The organism is Pantoea sp. ARC270 (assembly GCF_003236725.1).
GTDB lineage: Bacteria > Pseudomonadota > Gammaproteobacteria > Enterobacterales > Enterobacteriaceae > Pantoea > Pantoea anthophila.
Genome location: NZ_PUGA01000012.1, coordinates 1 through 18022 on the forward strand (window position 1 = coordinate 1; position 18022 = coordinate 18022).

Consider the following 18022-nt stretch of genomic DNA (forward strand, 5'->3'; position numbering starts at 1 on the left):
GGCAGATCGTTGACCGGCGTAGCGGAAGGACTCACTGCCACCGGCTGATCGCTGTGGGTTACCGGCGAAGGAGCGACCGGCACGGCATCATCATCCGGTGCCGGAGCGTTGCTCTGTGCGGTCAGCATGCCGCTGCGCTGCAGAATTTCACGCAGTGCGGGCACATCGTCACTGACCTGCCCCGGACGCAGCGTTTCGCTGTTCTTCAGCTGCGGCCAGGGCTGTTTATCACTGAGCAGCGCTTTCAGCGCAGCGTGCATCGGCTGATACTGAGGATGCTGCGGCTGCAGGGAAGCAACAAACGTACTGCTCGCGCCCGCATTGACCGCATTCTGCCACTGATTTACCACGGCCACCGACGGCTGTGTCAGCCTGTAGGGAACATTACTGTAGAGCCAGGTTTCCCCCTGCGTCGGCACGTTAGAGACAAACTGCAGGTAGCCCAGCATGGCGTCGGAGAGGGTCACGTCACGGGCAAAACCAGTGATAGCCGGGTTAGTCAGACGGTCAACCCAGCGCGTGAACTGCGGCTGAACGCCAGAGAGCGCCACCTCAGCCAGCTGCTGCTGAAACTTCTGAACCGCCTGCTCATCCTGCCAGAGCGGCTGCATGTGGCGGGACGCATACAGCGTCGCCAGCGGCGCAAGATAAAATGGCTGATCGGCGCTGGAAAACGCCTGGCGGATACGTTGCTGACTGGCGGAAACCGAAACTGACGCGTGCGCGGTGCCGGGCATCGCGGCGATAACAGCGGCCTGTGGTAGCGTAAATGGAACAACCGTTAGCGCCAGCGCTAACAATGATATAACACGATGATGATTAACCTTTTTTGCCAGCAACATCCCTGCCCCCTTATCTTCTTAACTGCGCAGCGTTCCCTGTATCCGCTGCGATCGGGCTGTGACTCATTATGTTGAGTATACAAACAAAAACGGCATTTGCCTCATGCGACAAATGCCGTTTCCAGATTAACCAATGGTTCGGTTTTTGACTACGTCTCAGCCTGAGATTTTTCAGTGGTCAGATCGGGCAGAGCGGCCTCCCCGCTCCCGGCGCGAGTGGGCAGCGGATCGGCCGCAAATCCACGCAGGCCGACGACATGCACGTGCTCGGTGTTATTAAACACCTTACGCACGAGTTTGTAGGTCGTGCCTTTCTCCGGGCTGATGTTCTCCGGTGCGGCAATCACCAGCTGCATCTCCAGACGTTCACACAGCTCAAACAGCGTGGCGATAGAGCGGGCATCCAGACGGGCCGCTTCATCCAGGAACAGCAGGCGGCAAGGTGAGATATCCTTGCCACGCAGACGGCGTGACTCCTCTTCCCAGCTCTGCACGACCATCACCAGAATCGACATCCCGGTGCCGATCGCTTCACCGGTTGAGAGTGCGCCACTTTCTGCACGCAGCCAGCCATCCGAACCGCGGTTAACTTCCACCTCCATCTCCAGATAGTTGCGGTAGTCCAGCAGCTCCTCACCGATAGTCTGCGGCGTCCGCTGACCCATATCGATATGCGGGTTCAGACGCTGATAGAGCTTCGCCAGCGCCTCTGAGAAGGTCAGACGGTTACTGTTGAAGAGGTCCTGATGCTGTTCATGCTCTTCCGACAGCGTATCCAGCAGCATGGCATGGGTTTCGCGAACGTTAACGTTGAGACGTACGCTGCGCACCTGACCAAAGCTGACGGTCTGCAGGCCCTGATTCAGCTGACGGATACGGTTCTGTTCACGCTGAATGGTTTTACGGATAATGTTCGCCGCACTGCGAGAACTGATGGCCAGCATCTGCTCACGCGCGGTCAGCTCTTCCGTCAGGCGATTCAGCTCAATCTCCATCTGCTCAATCGCTTCCACCGGATCGTCAGTCCGGATAATGTCCTGACGAATACGCTCACGCAGATGCTGATAAACGGCGATAAAGAACTGAATTTTACGTTCCGGACGTTTCGGATCTTCTGACAGCCGCAGCACGTCGCGCAGATGCTCATTGTCCGCGACCGCCAGACGCAGCGCACCCAGCGCCTTATCCGACATCGAACGCAGTTCATCGCCACTCATGTAGGCGAGTTCACGACGATGCAGACGGCGTTCCACGCCATTCTCTTTGACCAGACGCAGCACCGTGCACCAGCCCGCTTTCGCGCTGACCACCTGTTCACGCACCTGATGATACTGGCGCTCCAGCTGACGCAGTCGCTTCTGCAGGTTATCCATCTCCGCTTCGCAGAAGGTCAGCTGTTTCTCCAGCTGATTCCGGCGTGCGCGGTTGTGGCTCAGTGCGGTATAAAGCTCATCGCGACGCGCCCGCGCCCGCGCTTCTGCGCTGCTGTCCGCATGGACGCCAATCGTCTGCATCTCCTGCTGCAGCTCTTTCAGCATGTCGCGCTTGGCATCCCAGGCGCTTTTCAGCGAGGCCAGCAGCTGAGCGTATTGGGTCAGCTGTGCCTGATGTTCACGCAGACGTTCACGGCAGCGGCTGCGCTCGCCTTCAGCCTGCTCCAGGCGCTGACGCAGCTTGTCGCTGAGGTCATTGTTGCCACTGAGCATGCTGGCTGAATCGTCATAACTGAAGTGAGCACGACGCTGCACCACCTCGGTCAGGGCAAATGCCTGCTGACGGGCGTTGCGCTGCTGCTGCTGCGCCTGCTGATAGTCCGCCTGCAGCTGTTCGTGCTGTTCCGGGTCGCTCTGCAGAACCGCGATGATCGGTTCCAGTTTCGCCAGCTTAGCGCCATGCTGATGCAGGAAGCGCGCCGCATCCTGAGCGGCATCAACCTGCTCACGAATCTCTTCGCAGCGATCGGCCAGGGTGTCATCCAGCAGCAGATTAACGCGTGGCAGCAGGCGGTTTAACTGCGATACGCCCTCTTTCGCCAGCTCATACTGCTGACGCTGCTGCTGATTGTTACTTTCATGCTGATTGAGCGCCCGCTCCAGCTCCCCGCGGCGCGCGCCCAGCTGACGGATCTGCGCTTCCGGGTCGGCATCAAAGGCGACGGCCAGGTGACTGCCGATAAAGCGACTGAAGGACTGATGCAGACGCTGCGTTTTCTGTACATCGAACGACAGGGTCGCGTAGCGTTCCGCCAGCTTGTCGCGCTCCAGATGCAGCAGCTCAAGCTGGTTTTCACGCGCCGCGCGGCCAAACAGCGGTATTTTCGGGAAGCGGGAGTAGCGCCACTGACGCTCAGCCACTTTTACCACGACCGCATTCTGCAGCTCATCAACACTGAAGACGCTGTCGTCGAATGACTGCGGATCGCCCTCGATCAGATAGAGATCTTCCGGGCACTCTTCCAGTCCGTCCAGTAACTCGCGCACCCGTGAAAGATCAGGTACAACGATCGCATGACGTGACGGGCCATAGAGCGCCGAGAAGTACGGCGCATCGTCCAGGGTCACATCATCGTAAATCTCTGACAGCAGCACGCCGCCGAAACGTTCTGCCAGCTGGGTCAGACGCGCATCCTCAGCACCGCCCGGCTGACTGAGCCGTTCAATCTGCTGCTCGATGTCGCGTTTACGTGCTGCCACTTCGTCGCGCTCGACGGTGGTTTCACGCTCCTGTTCCAGCAGCTGCTGCATGTACTCGGTGACATCCTGGCTGCTGTTCAGCGCCTGGCCGGTCTGTTCGCTAAGCTGCGTCAGGATCTCCTGGGCGGCAAGCCAGTGCGGCGCGCGCGCCGTCAGGCCTGCAATGCGTTCACGCAGCTGCTCCAGCTCCTGGCGCATCTTCATGCGCTGCTCACCCGCGTCCGCCACGCTGCTGTTCAGCTGTTCAATCTGCGCTTCCAGCTCCTGCTGCAGGCCAGCCAGCGCATCCGCGTCGTAGTGCTGCCCCTGACGCTTGCAGAACTCGGCCAGCAGACGCTCAGCCTCATGCTGCTCGCGCAGTCGCTGTTCCAGTTCATTGAGACGCAGACGCAGCGAGGAGAGCTGTTCGGCGTGATGGCGCTGATTGCTGGCATCCCGCAGCAGTTCGCGGCCGGTTTGCCAGGCATCCTGCCGACTCACCTCACCGGCGATGCTGGTCACCAGCGCCAGCGCCTGTTCAAACTGACTGTGCGCCGCTTCCGCCACGCTCAGCTTCTGCTCCAGACGCAGCAGGTGCTCTGTCGCCTCCTCCTCTTTAGCCTGGAAGCTCTCCTGCCATTCGGCTGCATTGTCGATGCTCAGGTCGGGCAACTGGCAAAGGGTGCGGGCGCGCTCCAGTGCTTGCAGTGCCTGCTGATACTGAATGGCACGGGTTTGCTGCACATCGAGCGCCTGCTGGAAATCAGCCAGCTGACTTTTCAGCTCATCCACTTCCAGCTCAGCCGCTTCAGCCCGCGCTTCGTTCTCTTCCTGAATCTCACGCGCTTCGGCCACCACTTCGGTCTGCTCTTCCAGCCGCAGCGTCAGGTCTTCGATATCGGCATCGTAGCGTTCAATCTTCTCCTGCTGACGCATCGCCGTCTGCACAAGGTTAAGGTGATCGCTGGCGGACTGATAATCGACTTCGAGATCGTTTTCGGCGCCGCTGTGCTCAGCCAGTTCGCGCGCCATTTCAACATGACGATACTGCTCGATGGCGAGTTGCTTGCGGCTGCTGAACAGTTCATTGCGCAGCTGTAACGCGCTGTCGAGATGAACCCGACGCTCGTTAGCATGGCGCATGTAGTCAGCCGAAACGTAGCTGGTCGCCTCAGAGATCAGGTGTTTAAAGAGATCGCGATCGGACTGAGTTACGCGGATTGCCTCCAGCGTCATGCGGTTCTCGCGCAGTGCGGCTTCCATATCCTGGAAAGCTTTGCGCACGCCGCTGTTTTCAGGCAGCAGGTAATCACGCAGCGATCGGGTAATCGCACTGGAGATACCGCCGTAGAGCGAGGCTTCGATCAGGCGATAAAACTTGCTGCGATCGCTGGCGGAGCGCAGACGACGCGGCACCACGCCCAGATCAAACATCATGGCGTGATAGTCAGTGACCGAGTTATAGGCGCGGAACTGTACCCCTTCCTGCGCCTCAACCCGCTCTTTCACCTCATTCAGCGGCAACACGCGCGCCTGACGGCTGTTAAGCACTTCAGTCAGCATGTCGGTCGGATTGGTGTCGGCAGGCAGACCGTGGATACTGAACGGCTTGATGTCCACCTTTTTATCCCGGCCGGCGACCTGCTGCAGGCGAACACCCACCACCACACGCTGGTGGCGTGAGTTCACCACATCCAGCATGGAGTAGCAGACGCCAGCGCGCAGTTTGCCGTGCAGGCCTTTATCGCGCGACCCGGAGGTCGCACCCGCTTCGGTGGTATTACGGAAGTGCAGCAGTGTCAGATCGGGGATCAGCGCGGTGACAAAAGCCGCCATCGTGGTGGACTTACCGGCCCCGTTACCGCCTGACAGCGTGGTAACTAATTCATCAAGATCAAATGTGCGGGCAAAAAAGCCGTTCCAGTTGATCAGCGTAAGCGAACGAAACTTTCCGCGCTCAATCATGCCTGTTCTTCCTCTGCGTTCTCACTCGCGTCGCTCTCCTGCCCGTCACCTTCATCGGTGTCAACCGGTGCAGTGGCGTTTTCCAGTAGCATCGCTTCCCCGTCACGAATCAGACGAAGCTGCGCTTCACGGGCATCATCCCCGCCGCGCACGTCAGCGCCAAAGCGGAACACCGATTCCGTGATGCGGAATTTGCTGCTGTCGTTGCCGAAAAACCACACCATGCCGAGACGTCGCAGACGGCTCAGTGAGGCGCGCACTTTCTCCTGCAGCTTGGTGCGGTCCAGATCCGACCCGGTTGAACGCTGATTCACCAGCTTCAGCAGCCGGTTCTCGTCCGCCAGCGAGAGCAGTTCATCGTAGAGCTCCTGCTGGGTGAAAATCCCTTCATTGGCCAGCCGTTCCGGGCTGAGATAGAGATAGCAGAGAATTTTCCCGACCATCATATCCAGCTCAGAGAGTACCGAGCGCGGGATCAGCGTGGTTGAACGCGGACGCAGATAGAAGAAGCCTTCCGGCGCACGGATTAACTCCACGTGATAGCGGCTGTAAAACTCTTCGAGAAACGACTGGTAGTCCATCAGAAAAGCGTGGTTATCCAGCTCTTCAATACCGATGTGGCGTCCCGCGCGTAACTGGCTGTCCAGCGCGGGGAAAATCGGGTTGGCCAGTGCCTGTGCCAGCTTAACCGGCATCACTTGTTCAATATTTGTCGATGACATGTGCCTGCACCTTGGCTCCGTAATCATTGATGGCTTGCCATTCCACAGGCAAACCGGCTAAATCGGCTTCCGCTACGCCAAGACGCACCGCCTGGTCCACCACAATGCGCGCCAGATCGAAATGACGGGCGCGGGGATACTGGGCCAGGTAGTCGCGCATTACTGACGCGAGGTTGAGCGGTTTTTGTTGCAACTTGTAGACCTGCAGCGCTTCTTCAATCATGGCTGCCAGCTGTTCGCGGATTTCGTTGATCTCTTCGTACTCCATCTCCGGCGGCAGTTCGCCCATGACTTCGTCGTTACGCAGCGTCAGGGCCTCATCGCGCATGTCATAGAGACGGTCGGCGTTGGCATAGGTCAGCGCCCACGGCGCGTCGAAATAATTCTGAACCGATACCCGCAGACGCTGCGCAAAGACGCGGTTTTTATCCATGTCGATGGCAGTACGAATAAATTTATGGACGTGGCGGTCGTAGCCGATCCAGAGGTCAATCGCCTGCTGGCCCCAGCTGGTGATTCGGTCAAGTTTGCTCTGCAGATCAAACACCAGCTTGTCGACAAACCCGAGATCCGGGCTGTTCAGCGTGGCATCCTGAATGCGTAACAGGTTTTCCTGCAGCTTGTCACCCGCGGCTTCGAGCGTATCCTGCAGTTCGCGCAGGGTTCCCGAGGTCTCTGAAAGCAGCATTTCGCAGCTGGAGATAGCCGCGCGCCAGTCTTTGTTCAGCAGCTCGGCGATATCGTTTTTGACCGCCTGCTGCTGCTCATCCATCAGACGCTGGGTCATATCGATGCTGTCGAATATCTCTGCCACCGAATATTTCAGCGGCGCGAAAACATTACGGTGCCAGTGAAACTCATCGCCATTTTCCTGGGCGGCATCGGCGGCCCGCTTCAGCTCACTGGCCACAATGGAAAGCTGCATCGACAGGCGCAGGGTCGAAAACTCCCGCTGACGGATGTAGTAGTCGGTGATACCGATCGCCAGCGGCGTCAGGCGATAGATGGCGTTGCCTTCGGTGAGCTCGCTGGTAAAGCGGTTGAGCAGGCGCTGTCGCACCATGTCATTGATGGCGTTATTGGCGCGAACCAGCACAGTTTCATGGGTTTGTTCAAACGCTTTACTGACGTGACGAAAAGCATCAATCAGATCGCCTTCGCTCATTTCGCCGTCCATCCGCTCCCCGTTGAGGGTGGCGATAGCCAGCAAAAAGGCCAGCCGTTCCACTGGCAGCGCAAGGGAAAAGTCATTTTTGCGCGCCCAGGATACCAGTTCAGGTACCGTCTGGGAAAATTCACTCATAATTCGTCCTTCTGCCCGGGTTTACGTGCGGTCACGTGGATGTAACGCCCTAAGCTTAAAAAGGGTTCCTGACGGCAGTAACGCCGCTCCATCTCAATAATTTCGTCGTCGCTTTTGGGCTCGCCCTTTGGCGGTTTCATGTAGTCGCTGAAAACCCGGATACCGGCACGCCGCTCAATCACAAAGCCACAGGCCTCCAGCCAGCGATAAACCTGATCGGGATCGCGGGGATAGTCAGGCGATAGCGTGCGCTTTTTGCGTTTGGTCAGGTTGGTGCGCAGATAGCCAAAGTTGCCCAGCGTTAAGGTGCGCAGTGTCAGGCCGTGCAGATTGTAAAACATCAGTGACATGACCCCACCCGGACGCAGCACATCATACAACGCTTTCAGCACCGCCTCCGGTTCGGCGACCCACTCAAGCACAGCGTGGAACAATACCAGATCCACCGGCTTATCCAAATGTTCACCCACCTGCTGGGCGCTAATTTGTCTGAATTGCATGTTGTGGCTCACACCCTGCGCCGTGGCATTTTCTTCCGCCCGGCGCAGCATCTCACCGGAGAGATCGCACAGCAGCACCTGATGGCCCTGCGCCGCCAGACCGCTGGAGACCTGGCCAATTCCGCCACCCGCATCCAGCACGGAGAGCGGGTGTGGCGACAGGCCTGGCAGGATCATCGCCAGCTCATCATGGAGGATGGCCTGGCGTATCCGGCCTTTGGTGGTGCCGTAAATATTTTGCGAAAATTTATCCGCGAGATCGTCAAAGTTACGATCCTGCATGGCATGCGCTCCGGTATGCTGCGGTAAGACTTGTGCTATTTTGTCACAGGCACCAGAAGAATGAACCTTTCATCCCCATCTTCCCTTCCGGGTGCTCTATTTTCGGACAACAGGACGCGTTTTTGATGTTATTTACCCTGAAAAAAGTGACTGGCGGGCTGCTTTTACCCCTGCCGTTTCTGCTTTTGCTGATGGCATTGGGCATTTTACTGCTTTGGCTGACTGACTGGCAGAAAAGCGGTAAAACCGTGATCTCTGTCAGCTGGCTGTTACTGCTGCTTCTGAGTCTGCAACCGCTGGCCGATCGCCTGCTGTTGCCGCTGGATAGCCGTTATCCGACCTGGAACGGCAGCCGTGAGGTGGACTATATCGTCGTGCTGGGCGGAGGCTACACGTTCAATCCGGCGTGGGCGCCGAGTTCAAATCTGCTGAACAACAGCCTGCCGCGCGTGGCAGAAGGAGTGCGCCAGTGGCAACGCAATCCGCAATCGACCCTGATTTTCACCGGCGCCGCAGGCGGCACCAATCCGAAGAGCAGCGCCTGGGTCGCGGCACAGGTAGCCGAAAGTTTGGGTGTTCCCCCGGCACATATTCAGCTTCTCGATCAGCCGCGCGATACGGCGGATGAGGCGCAGGCGATGAAAGGCGTGGTGGGTGAACATCCATTCCTGCTGGTCACATCCGCGAATCATATGCCGCGGGCAATACGTTTTTTCCACGCGGTCGGATTGCAGCCGATTGCCGCACCCGCCAACCAGCTGGCAATTACCTCACCGCTGAATGGATGGGAGCGGGCGATACCTTCCCCGATCTGGCTGAGTCACAGCGAACGGGCGGTGTATGAAACGCTTGGCGCACTATTACAGAGGCTGAAAGGCGAGAAACCGGACTCAGCCGAGCCAGGGAAGTAGCTGCGCGCAGGCATGGTCAAAACGGGGACGATTAAAGGTGCCGGTCTGGATCAGCTGGTCGACGCAGTCCCACACCTGATAAACCCACCGACGCCAGACAAAGCCTTCTGAAACCGGTGCCCGCTGCAGATAGCTGTGCAGCAGCGCGGTTTCAGCAGGAGAGTCATCCAGATGGATGAGATCAATCTCACGCGGTGCCCAGAGGAGCGGGCCGGGCTGGGTCATCGCGATTAGCTGATCGCTGCGGCTGTTTTTCAGCATGCTTTGCAGCCGGACGTTGCCATGCACCATTACGCAGGGATCGTCAAAGCCGCGGAACAGATGCACCAGTCGCGCCCGGCAGCGAAACAGAATCTGGCGATCTTCGAGCGTCAAAGCCGGTGGTCGCACATAATTCAGCGTCGCCCACAGCACCTCAACCCGCTGAGCATACCAGGCGGGCCAGCGATTCTGCTGAGTGCTGTCCACCGTACCCACCAGCCCATGGCTGTCGAGCCGATGCCAGGCAAGCAGCCCCTCGACTACCTGCTCACAAAACTGCTGCCAGCGCTGAGCATCCCGCGCCGGGGCCTCCGACGTCACCCCATTGAGTCGCGCCAGCAGAAGCATTTCATGAACCGGAGGACGCTGGCTCATCACCAGACCATACACGGCTGGCACTGCAATCCGTCCGGCCTGACCGAGCAACGTCAGCTTTTTCGCTTCTATCGCTGCCCGGCCCTGATGACGAAAATATTTTGCCACGACCGGCATAGGGAGACCTTCCCGATCGTATAGCGCATAAAGTCGGGTGGGCGGCTGATCGCTGATGATTTCGAGGCGGCTGATCGTTTCCCCCAGCGCCAGCGTGAGTTCCGATTTAAGCTCTTCCATGCGGCATCCTCCTCAGATGAGTATCACAATATCCTGAAGGAAGTGGTGGCGATAAGTTTAGTGGCGGATCAATAAGGTTGTGCGGAAACGGGGAGACAGGCTCCCCGATAATCAGGCCTGCATGGCCTCGCGGACACGTTGCAGATCGTCTGGCGTGTCTACTCCCACGCTGGGAATAGTTTGCGCAACAGCAACATGAATTTTCTCGCCGTACCATAACACCCGCAGCTGTTCGAGCAGCTCAATCTGCTCCAGCGGACAAGGTGCCCAGGCAACATAGCGGCGGATAAAACCGGCCCGATAGGCGTAAATACCAATGTGGCGCAGTAGCGTGTCACCAATCTGGTCGCGTGACGCAGCATAGCGTTCACGATCCCAGGGGATAGTCGCCCGTGAAAAATAGAGCGCGTAACCCTGCGCATCCATGACTACTTTCACCGCATTGGGATTAAACGCTTCCTCCGCATCCGTGATGGGTACGGCCAGCGTCGCCATGCCCGCTGCCGACCCCGCCAGATTATTCGCCACCTGACGCACAATCTCTGCCGGAATCATCGGTTCGTCGCCCTGCACGTTGACGATGATTTCATCATCAGCAAACTGATACTTTTCGATCACTTCCGCCAGCCGCTCTGTGCCGGACTGATGATCGGCGCGCGTCATGCAGACTTCGCCGCCTGCCGCTTCCACGGCCTGCGCCACATCGGGATGATCGGTGGCCACAATGACCCGGCTGGCACCCGACTCGCGGGCGCGCTCCATCACATGCACCACCATCGGTTTACCATGAATATCGAGCAGCGGCTTGCCGGGTAAGCGGGTTGACGCATAACGTGCAGGAATGATGGCGGTGAAACTCATGGATGAATCTCTTCAACAGAGAGCGTACGGGCTTCTGTTTCCAGCAGTACCGGAATCCCCTCTCTGACCGGAAAGGCCAGGCCATCGGGTTTGCAGATCAGCTCCTGCTGAGCATTGTTAAAGTAGAGTTTGCCATTACAGACCGGGCAGGCAACGATTTCGAGTAAACGATGATCCATATGTCCTCCATCAGGGAGCAAATGCTTAAGGGGTAAAGCATACCATAGCCCGCTTCATGCGGGATGGGGTAAAACGTTCTCTGCGGCAGCTGCCGCAAAAGAGATTATGCCAGTGTCCACAGCGCAGGCCAGCAATCGCTAAGGGCCTCTGGCATGTTGAGGATGACGACGCTCTCTGCACCCTGCCATGCGGCGAAACGTTCGATCGCGCGCCGGATATCCACGACAAAGCGTGCCGTCACACGGGTCTTCTCTTCAAGCCAGATATTTTTAATTTCCAGCTGTTTAGCCTTACGCAGCATGCGGGCATCCAGCCGGCCTTTCAGCTGACCGCGATGGAGAATGGGCAGCACAAAATAGCCAAATTTCCGCTTTTCCGCCGGGGTATAGCACTCAATACGATAGTCAAAGCTGAACAGCTCCAGCGCACGTTTACGATCCCAGACCACCGGATCAAACGGCGACAACAGCGCGCTGTGCGTCGCCTGCAGCGGGGTCTCCAGTAACGGCAGCAGGTCCCGGTGAAGCCACATCGCCCCCAGCCCTTCCGTGTTGACGGCCACCAGTTCTCCGGCTGCCTGCGCCTCGGCGATAAACGCGTTCAGCGGTGCCCGTTTCAGACGGTAGTAGTCGGCCAGCCAGGCAGTGCGAAAGATACCCAGACTGCGGGCACTGTTCAGCAACATCTGGTGGATGGCTTCCGCTTCGCTGATGCCATGGATGGCATCCTGCCAGTCAGGCATCACGCGGCTGCGCAGGTCATAGACTCGCTGAAAATTGCGGCGTTCGGTAACCATCAGTTCACCGGCGCTGAAGAGATTTTCCAGATGGCGCTTATGCGGTTTCCATGCCCACCATCCCGATTTTGGGTTATCAGCATGGCTGAAGTCGGCGGCCCGTACCGGCCCCTTCTCCCTGATCTGCTGCAGGAGATCGGCTATTTCCTGCTGATGCTCAGCAACCCACTGCGCATTATATTTCCAGCCCAGCCGCTCCGGCGACAGCATACGATGACGCAGAAGCCGGTAATCAGCGCGGGGAATAAAGCAGGCCTCGTGCGCCCAGTATTCAAACAGCTCACCCTCAGCCAGCGCCTGTTCCAGCCAGCGCTGTGGAAAGTCACCAAGACGGCTGAAAAGCACCAGATAAGGACTGCGGGCCACCACATGGATCGTATCAATCTGCAGCAGCGACATGCGGGAGATGCACGCGATCAGATCCTGATAGACCGCGCGCTTTGCGGGGGCGCGCAGCAGGCTCTGGGCAGCAAGATGAAGGTGACGGGCCTGCTGTAACGAAAGTGAATGCGTGGTGTTCATTCTTTTCCTTATCAGGCCTCACCTGAATGCGCATTGGGGGTCAGGACATGCGGCGGCTGAGCTGTTCGATATCGTCCAGTAAGGGCGTCACGGCCTGGCCGGATAACCGGGCATCTACCGGCAGATACCACCACGACGGCTGGGCAAACGGGCGGCATTTCACCGCATCTTTTTCGGTCATCAGCAGTTGCTGGCCCGGCTGCAGTAGGCGGGTCAGCTCATCTTCGCTGTAGGCGTGATGATCGGCAAAGGCGACTTCTGCCAGCGGCGTCATACCCTGCTGCTTCAGCGTGTTGAAAAAGCGGGGCGGATGACCAATACCGGCCATCGCCACCACTGCCTCCAGCTGCTGCAACGGACAGGTTTCGCCGGTCAGCAGATTAGTGGCCAGGCCAGGCTGGAGATGCATGGCAATCTCGCCGGCCAGCGCATCGCCGTCGTTGATGATTACCGCATCAACCTGCTGCAGACGACTGGCACGTTCGCGCATCGGACCGGCGGGCAACCACCAGCCATTACCGAAGCGACGCAGGCCGTCCACCACCACAATTTCCCGGTCGCGCTGCAGAGCGTAATGCTGCAGGCCATCATCCGTGATAATGACATCCAGCGGGCCCTGCTGCAGTAACGCCTCAATTGCCTGTCGACGCCGGGGGGCGACCGCGACCGGTGCCCCGGTGCGCTGGGCAATCAGGACCGGTTCATCCCCGGCCTGATCGGTGCCGGTCTGGGTGGTCACCCGCAGAGGATAGTGATCCGCCTTGCCGCCATATCCCCTGGAGACGACCCCCACACGCAGCCCGCGCTGCTGCAGCGCCTCAACCAGCCAGATCACCACCGGCGTTTTCCCATTGCCGCCAGCGGTTAAGTTACCCACCACCACAACCGGCAAGGGCGCACGCCAGCTTTTTCGCCAGCCCCGGCGGTAACTGAAACGTATCAGAGCCGTAATCGCCCCATACAGCAGGCTTAATGGCCAGAGCAGAAGCCACAGCGGTGAGCGACCACTCCAGATACGTTCAATCATTGGCCGAATTGCATTTTGTGCAGCTGGGCATAGGCACCACGTTCAGCCAGCAGCACCTGATGCGTTCCGCGTTCAACGATCTGACCATCTTCAATCACCACAATCTCATCCGCTTTCTCAATCGTGGAGAGTCGATGCGCAATCACCAGCGAGGTGCGGTTCTTCTGCAACTCATCCAGGGCTGACTGAATCGCACGTTCGGACTCGGTATCCAGAGCTGAGGTCGCTTCATCAAGGATCAGAATCGGACAATCGCGCAGCAGGGCACGGGCGATGGCAATACGCTGACGCTGGCCGCCAGACAGCAGCACGCCATTCTCACCAATGACCGTATCCAGACCTTTGTCCATTTTATTGATAAAGTCCATGGCGTGCGCCATGGTCGCTGCCCGTTCAATCTCCTCACGGCTGTATTGCTCACTGCGCGCATAGGCGATGTTATTGGCAATCGTGTCGTTGAAGAGATGCACATTCTGCGACACCAGCGCCACCTGATTACGCAGCGACCGCAGGGTGTACTCACGCAGGTCAAAACCGTCCAGCAGAATTTCACCCTGCTGGATGTCATAAAAGCGGGTCAGCAGACTCGCCATCGTGGACTTACCGGAGCCGGAACGGCCCACCAGCGCGACCGTTTTTCCGGCGGGCAGCGACAGATTGATATTGCGCAGTGCCGGGACTTCACGGCCCGGATAGGTAAAGGTCACGTCGCGGAACTCAATATCGCCTTTGGCGCGGGTGATTTCGCGGGTGCCGTTGTCCACTTCCTGTTCACTGTCCAGAATGGAGAACAGGGTCTGACAGGCTGCCATGCCGCGCTGGAACTGGGCATTGACGTTGGTCAGAGACTTAAGCGGGCGCATCAGAGCAATCATCGAAGAGAAGACGACGGTGATGGTGCCAGCGGTCAGGGTATCCATGACGCTCGGGAAACTGGCGGCGTAAAGGACAAAAGCCAGGGCCAGAGAGGCGATCAGCTGAATCACCGGATCGGAAATAGAGGAGGCTGAGACCAGCTTCATTCCCTGCTGACGCATACGGTTACTGACGCGGTTAAAGCGCTCTGACTCAATTTCCTGACCGCCAAAAATCAGTACCTCTTTATGTCCTTTCAGCATCTGCTCGGCGCTGGTGGTCACCTGCCCCATGGTGTTCTGCATACTTTTGCTGATTGAACGGAACCGCTTAGAAACGGTGCGGATGGCAAAGGAGACGATAGGTGCCAGCACGATCAGGATTAACGACAGCTGCCAGCTGTAGTAGAACATCATGATAAACAGGCCAATAATCGACGCCCCTTCACGCACCACGGTGACCAGCGCACCGGAAGAGGAGGAGGCGACCTGTTCAGAGTCATAAGTGATACGCGACAGCAGGGTGCCGGTCGACTGCTGGTCAAAAAACGAAACCGGCATGCCCATCATATGGCTGAACAGGCGACGGCGAATATTCATCACGACATTGCCGGAGACCCAGGAGATGCAGTAGCTGGAGATATAGCTGGTTACGCCACGTACCAGCATCAGGCCGATCACCACCAACGGCATCCACAGCATCACTGACCGGTCGGCTTTACCAAAACCATCATCCAGTAACGGTTTCAACAGGGAGAGCATTAAGGCGTCGCCCGCAGCATTAATAATCAGGGCGACAGAGGCCACAATTAATCCCGCTTTATTTGGCGCGATCATCGGCCAGAGTCGGCGGAACGTCTGCCACGTAGAGAGATCTTTATCTTGATGCATTATTTATTCACGCTGTTGGAAATAGCCGGCCATTCTACCTGGAATCACGTTTGACGCCAAACCACTGATGATACCAACGGGGCATTAATTGATCCCGCAGGCTGAAAACCTGCACGCTGCCCTGCTCTATCCTGATGCTGATTTGCCCTGACTGACCGGTATCCAGCCAGTGAAAACCGGCGGCGTGATAAGCTTCCACGACCCGTTTTGCAGGCATACGCCATGCATTGTAGCGCGCCAGAGAGGCGATGGCGGTGTGGCCTGCCGCTTTGCGCAGAAGCAGTGAGGTGGACGAAGTGCGGCTGCCGTGGTGCGGCACCTGCAGGATATCGACTTTCAATCCCTCCTTTTCCAGGGCCACCAGCTGACGCTCCGCCCTGGCTTCAATATCGCCGGTTAACATCAGCCGCACCTGACCATCATCAACAATCATCACGCAGGAGTCGTTGTTTCCACCGGGTAAAGGGGCCGTCAGCGGCCAGATGACCCGAAAAGTGAGCTGTCGCCAGCGCCACTGCGTGCCACGCACACAGGGTAAGTGCGTCCTGTCCGCCAGCGCACTTCTGATTTCCGCTGCGGGCCAGCGCTTTTTGATCGCATCCAGCCCGCCGGTATGATCAAGATGTTTATGGCTGAGGATCACCTGCTTCAGGCGCAGCTGCCTGCGCTCCAGCCACGGAATAATCACCCGACTGCCTGCATTATCGTTCTGCCAGCGTGGCCCGGTGTCATAGATCACCGCCTCGTCGCCCTGGCTGATCACCAGGCTCAATCCGTGTCCGATATCCAGCATATCGATACGCCAGCCCCGTTCCTGGTTGGGCTGGCGACTGAGTATCATCGCCAGGGCTATCGCGCTGCTGCTCACAGGAAAAGCGAAAAAGAGCTGCGCGCGCCAGAGGATCAGGCCGCCCCAGACCATGACCGTAAACCAGGTTGTGCCACTCAGTGGATACCAGCCCGACGGCAGCTGCTTCAGGCAGTAAAACAGCGCTCGCAGGGAAAGATCGGCCGCGATCCAGAAGAAGCCGGAGAGCTGTGTGACCGGCAACAGCATGGCGAGCGTCATCAGGGGCATGGTAATGAATGAGACAACCGGAATCGCGACGAAATTTGCCATCAGGGCCGTCAGGCTGATGCCGTTAAAAATCGCCACCTGCAGCGGTACCATTAAAATCATCATGCCCGCCTGCAGATGCAGCAGCTGAAGTGGCAGCCAGCGTCGTTGATGCCGAAGCGCGGCAGGCAAGGGAAACCAGTGATACCAGACCAGCAGCATGCCGACAGCCAGTACCGAGAGCCAGAAGCTGTCAGAGAGTACGGTTAAGGGTTCTGCCACCAGCAGCAGTGCAATACAGAATGTCCAGACCTGCCAGCTGTTCAGCTGAATACCGGCAGTCCGGGTTATTCCCCATAGCGTCAGGGCAAGCAATGAACGCTCTGCGGGCGGCTGCGCGCCTGAAAGCCAGGTATAGAGTGCGGCGAACAGCCAGCTCACGATGAGAGGAAAAAGATAGCTGACACAGCGGGCAGGCAAAAGGAACTGCACGCCGCGCGCAATCAGCCAGCCGGTGCTGGCCGCTAAGGCGATGTGCATACCGGAAATCGCCATCAGGTGCGCAGTGCCCGTCTCCCGCAGAAGCTGACGTGTCTGCTGGCTCATCTCATCACGAACGCCAAATGCCAGCGCTTCCAGCGTCGCCCGTGAAGCGAGGCCGCGGGTGCTCTCCCGATGCCCCAGAATAAACCGCCAGCGCGCGTCACAGCGCTCATCAATTGCGACCTGCTTCAGGATCCGACCCTGTATCGGCGTATTGTTAGCGAGTGCGAAACGCTGGGCATCATAATCGCCTTCGTTGAGACGGGCATGGACCGGTCGCAGACGCAGTTGCATCGTCCAGCGCTGTCCGGGACAGTAGAGCGCTGAGTCAGCATCGAAATAGATCCAGGCGAAGCGCGGCGGAAATATCCTTCTGCCCTCTTCTTCCAGCAGGCGAACCTGGATTTGCCTGCGCGCCTGGCGAAGTTCAGCGATCTGAATCGTGTAGCTCCTGGTACGTGCAGAGAAATGTTCAATATCCCGCACCATCAGACGGGCGTCGTAGCACGCCCAGCTCAGCAGCAGCAGCGTGATACCGATCAGACGAACAGGCTGATAAGGAGAATGCAGCAGCGCCAGACCGGTAAGAAGGAACATCAGTATCATCTGGCCTGAAGGCAGCCGGGCCATCAGCAGTAGCGGCAGTGTGGCCACAATCGTCAGTCGCGCCAGAATAGTCCATGTCAGCATAATCATATCCATCGGGTCAGTTCGGTAAGTCTGAACCCCTCAGGAGAAAGTAACAGGAGAGAATTGCGCTGGCCCGAGCGGGCTCGCAAAGAACTTGTGATGGATAGCGTCAGATGAGAACAGCGTGGATAGCCGATCGCAGACAGGATAGCGGGCAAAAAAAAACGACATCCGGAGATGTCGTTTATCGGGTTCGGTATCGGCTTAGCCGTAAATATTTGCGCGATCGCGAAGCTCTTTGCCTGGCTTAAAGTGGGGAACGTATTTACCTTCCAGATCCACTTTGTCACCCGTTTTCGGGTTACGCCCGGTGCGCGGAGCGCGATAGTGCAAAGAAAAGCTGCCGAATCCCCGGATTTCGATGCGCTCACCCTGTGCCAGCGTCGTGGCCATGTGCTCGAGCATCTCTTTTACTGCATCCTCAACGACTTTCGCCGGTATATGAGTATGCTGTCCCGCCAGTCTTTCAATCAGTTCTGACTTGGTCATGTAACCTCCGGTTTATCCCTCAGGGAAAGTATGACAGCTTTT

13 protein-coding genes and 1 pseudogene are annotated in these 18022 nt (G+C 58.1%); 1 reads left to right on the plus strand and 13 read right to left on the minus strand.

All coding sequences use genetic code 11. The features are described 5' to 3' along the window. The 5 genes and pseudogenes from CKF42_RS08050 to cmoM form a co-directional block, all read right to left on the minus strand. Window positions 1–842, minus strand: a pseudogene (locus tag CKF42_RS08050) (L,D-transpeptidase); the annotation flags it as partial. A gap of 149 nt (window positions 843–991) precedes the next feature. After that, entirely contained in the window at window positions 992–5479 is a 4488-nt protein-coding gene (mukB, locus tag CKF42_RS08055; RefSeq protein WP_111207940.1) for a chromosome partition protein MukB, read from the minus strand. Beyond that, complete coding sequence (gene mukE / locus CKF42_RS08060; protein WP_009091092.1) at window positions 5476–6201, minus strand: chromosome partition protein MukE; 726 nt, start codon at window positions 6199–6201, stop codon at window positions 5476–5478. The genes mukB and mukE overlap by 4 nt, the downstream gene beginning before the upstream one ends. After that, window positions 6182–7504: a chromosome partition protein MukF gene (gene mukF, locus CKF42_RS08065; protein WP_009091093.1), complete on the minus strand. Its 1323-nt coding sequence runs from the start codon at window positions 7502–7504 to the stop codon at window positions 6182–6184. The genes mukE and mukF overlap by 20 nt, the downstream gene beginning before the upstream one ends. Continuing rightward, entirely contained in the window at window positions 7501–8286 is a 786-nt protein-coding gene (gene cmoM, locus CKF42_RS08070; protein WP_058957450.1) for a tRNA uridine 5-oxyacetic acid(34) methyltransferase CmoM, read from the minus strand. The genes mukF and cmoM overlap by 4 nt, the downstream gene beginning before the upstream one ends. A 125-nt stretch (window positions 8287–8411) precedes the next feature. On the opposite strand from cmoM, the gene elyC reads away from it, so the two are divergent. After that, window positions 8412–9197: an envelope biogenesis factor ElyC gene (gene elyC, locus CKF42_RS08075; RefSeq protein ID WP_111207941.1), complete on the plus strand. Its 786-nt coding sequence runs from the start codon at window positions 8412–8414 to the stop codon at window positions 9195–9197. Here elyC and CKF42_RS08080 read toward each other — a convergent pair. The 8 genes from CKF42_RS08080 to ihfB all read right to left on the minus strand — a co-directional run bounded on the left by CKF42_RS08080 (window position 9177) and on the right by ihfB (window position 17980). Then, window positions 9177–10070, minus strand: a complete 894-nt coding sequence (locus CKF42_RS08080) for a hypothetical protein (protein ID WP_111207942.1) — start codon at window positions 10068–10070, stop codon at window positions 9177–9179. The two genes, elyC and CKF42_RS08080, sit on opposite strands and share 21 nt — an antisense overlap. Window positions 10071–10181: 111 nt before the next feature. Continuing rightward, window positions 10182–10931: a 3-deoxy-manno-octulosonate cytidylyltransferase gene (gene kdsB / locus CKF42_RS08085; RefSeq protein ID WP_009091099.1), complete on the minus strand. Its 750-nt coding sequence runs from the start codon at window positions 10929–10931 to the stop codon at window positions 10182–10184. Then, window positions 10928–11110 (minus strand): Trm112 family protein, encoded by a 183-nt coding sequence (locus CKF42_RS08090; RefSeq protein WP_009091101.1) that lies wholly within the window; start codon window positions 11108–11110, stop codon window positions 10928–10930. Before CKF42_RS08090 ends, kdsB begins: the two co-directional genes overlap by 4 nt. 104 nt (window positions 11111–11214) lie before the next feature. After that, complete coding sequence (locus CKF42_RS08095) at window positions 11215–12429, minus strand: winged helix-turn-helix domain-containing protein (protein ID WP_111207943.1); 1215 nt, start codon at window positions 12427–12429, stop codon at window positions 11215–11217. Between the two features lie 40 nt (window positions 12430–12469). Next, complete coding sequence (gene lpxK, locus CKF42_RS08100; RefSeq protein ID WP_111207944.1) at window positions 12470–13456, minus strand: tetraacyldisaccharide 4'-kinase; 987 nt, start codon at window positions 13454–13456, stop codon at window positions 12470–12472. Further along, window positions 13453–15201, minus strand: coding sequence for a lipid A ABC transporter ATP-binding protein/permease MsbA (gene msbA / locus CKF42_RS08105; RefSeq protein ID WP_046101523.1), 1749 nt, complete (start codon window positions 15199–15201; stop codon window positions 13453–13455). The genes lpxK and msbA overlap by 4 nt, the downstream gene beginning before the upstream one ends. Window positions 15202–15235: 34 nt before the next feature. Beyond that, window positions 15236–17491 (minus strand): DNA internalization-related competence protein ComEC/Rec2, encoded by a 2256-nt coding sequence (locus CKF42_RS08110; RefSeq protein ID WP_199559862.1) that lies wholly within the window; start codon window positions 17489–17491, stop codon window positions 15236–15238. 204 nt (window positions 17492–17695) lie between these two features. Then, a complete protein-coding gene (ihfB, locus tag CKF42_RS08115; RefSeq protein ID WP_003849360.1) occupies window positions 17696–17980 on the minus strand; it encodes an integration host factor subunit beta in 285 nt (94 codons plus the stop codon). Window positions 17981–18022 lie beyond the last annotated feature (42 nt).

Bases quoted from the DNA above. Each gene is read 5' to 3' on its own strand.
- kdsB (WP_009091099.1), bottom strand. From the start codon at position 10,931: ATGAGTTTCACCGCCATCATTCCTGCACGTTATGCGTCAACCCGCTTA.
- ihfB (WP_003849360.1), bottom strand. From the start codon at position 17,980: ATGACCAAGTCAGAACTGATTGAAAGACTGGCGGGACAGCATACTCAT.
- lpxK (WP_111207944.1), bottom strand. From the start codon at position 13,456: ATGATTGAACGTATCTGGAGTGGTCGCTCACCGCTGTGGCTTCTGCTC.
- msbA (WP_046101523.1), bottom strand. From the start codon at position 15,201: ATGCATCAAGATAAAGATCTCTCTACGTGGCAGACGTTCCGCCGACTC.
- mukE (WP_009091092.1), bottom strand. From the start codon at position 6,201: ATGTCATCGACAAATATTGAACAAGTGATGCCGGTTAAGCTGGCACAG.
- CKF42_RS08090 (WP_009091101.1), bottom strand. From the start codon at position 11,110: ATGGATCATCGTTTACTCGAAATCGTTGCCTGCCCGGTCTGTAATGGC.
- CKF42_RS08095 (WP_111207943.1), bottom strand. From the start codon at position 12,429: ATGAACACCACGCATTCACTTTCGTTACAGCAGGCCCGTCACCTTCAT.
- CKF42_RS08110 (WP_199559862.1), bottom strand. From the start codon at position 17,491: ATGCTGACATGGACTATTCTGGCGCGACTGACGATTGTGGCCACACTG.
- mukF (WP_009091093.1), bottom strand. From the start codon at position 7,504: ATGAGTGAATTTTCCCAGACGGTACCTGAACTGGTATCCTGGGCGCGC.
- cmoM (WP_058957450.1), bottom strand. From the start codon at position 8,286: ATGCAGGATCGTAACTTTGACGATCTCGCGGATAAATTTTCGCAAAAT.
- elyC (WP_111207941.1), top strand. From the start codon at position 8,412: ATGTTATTTACCCTGAAAAAAGTGACTGGCGGGCTGCTTTTACCCCTG.
- mukB (WP_111207940.1), bottom strand. From the start codon at position 5,479: ATGATTGAGCGCGGAAAGTTTCGTTCGCTTACGCTGATCAACTGGAAC.
- CKF42_RS08080 (WP_111207942.1), bottom strand. From the start codon at position 10,070: ATGGAAGAGCTTAAATCGGAACTCACGCTGGCGCTGGGGGAAACGATC.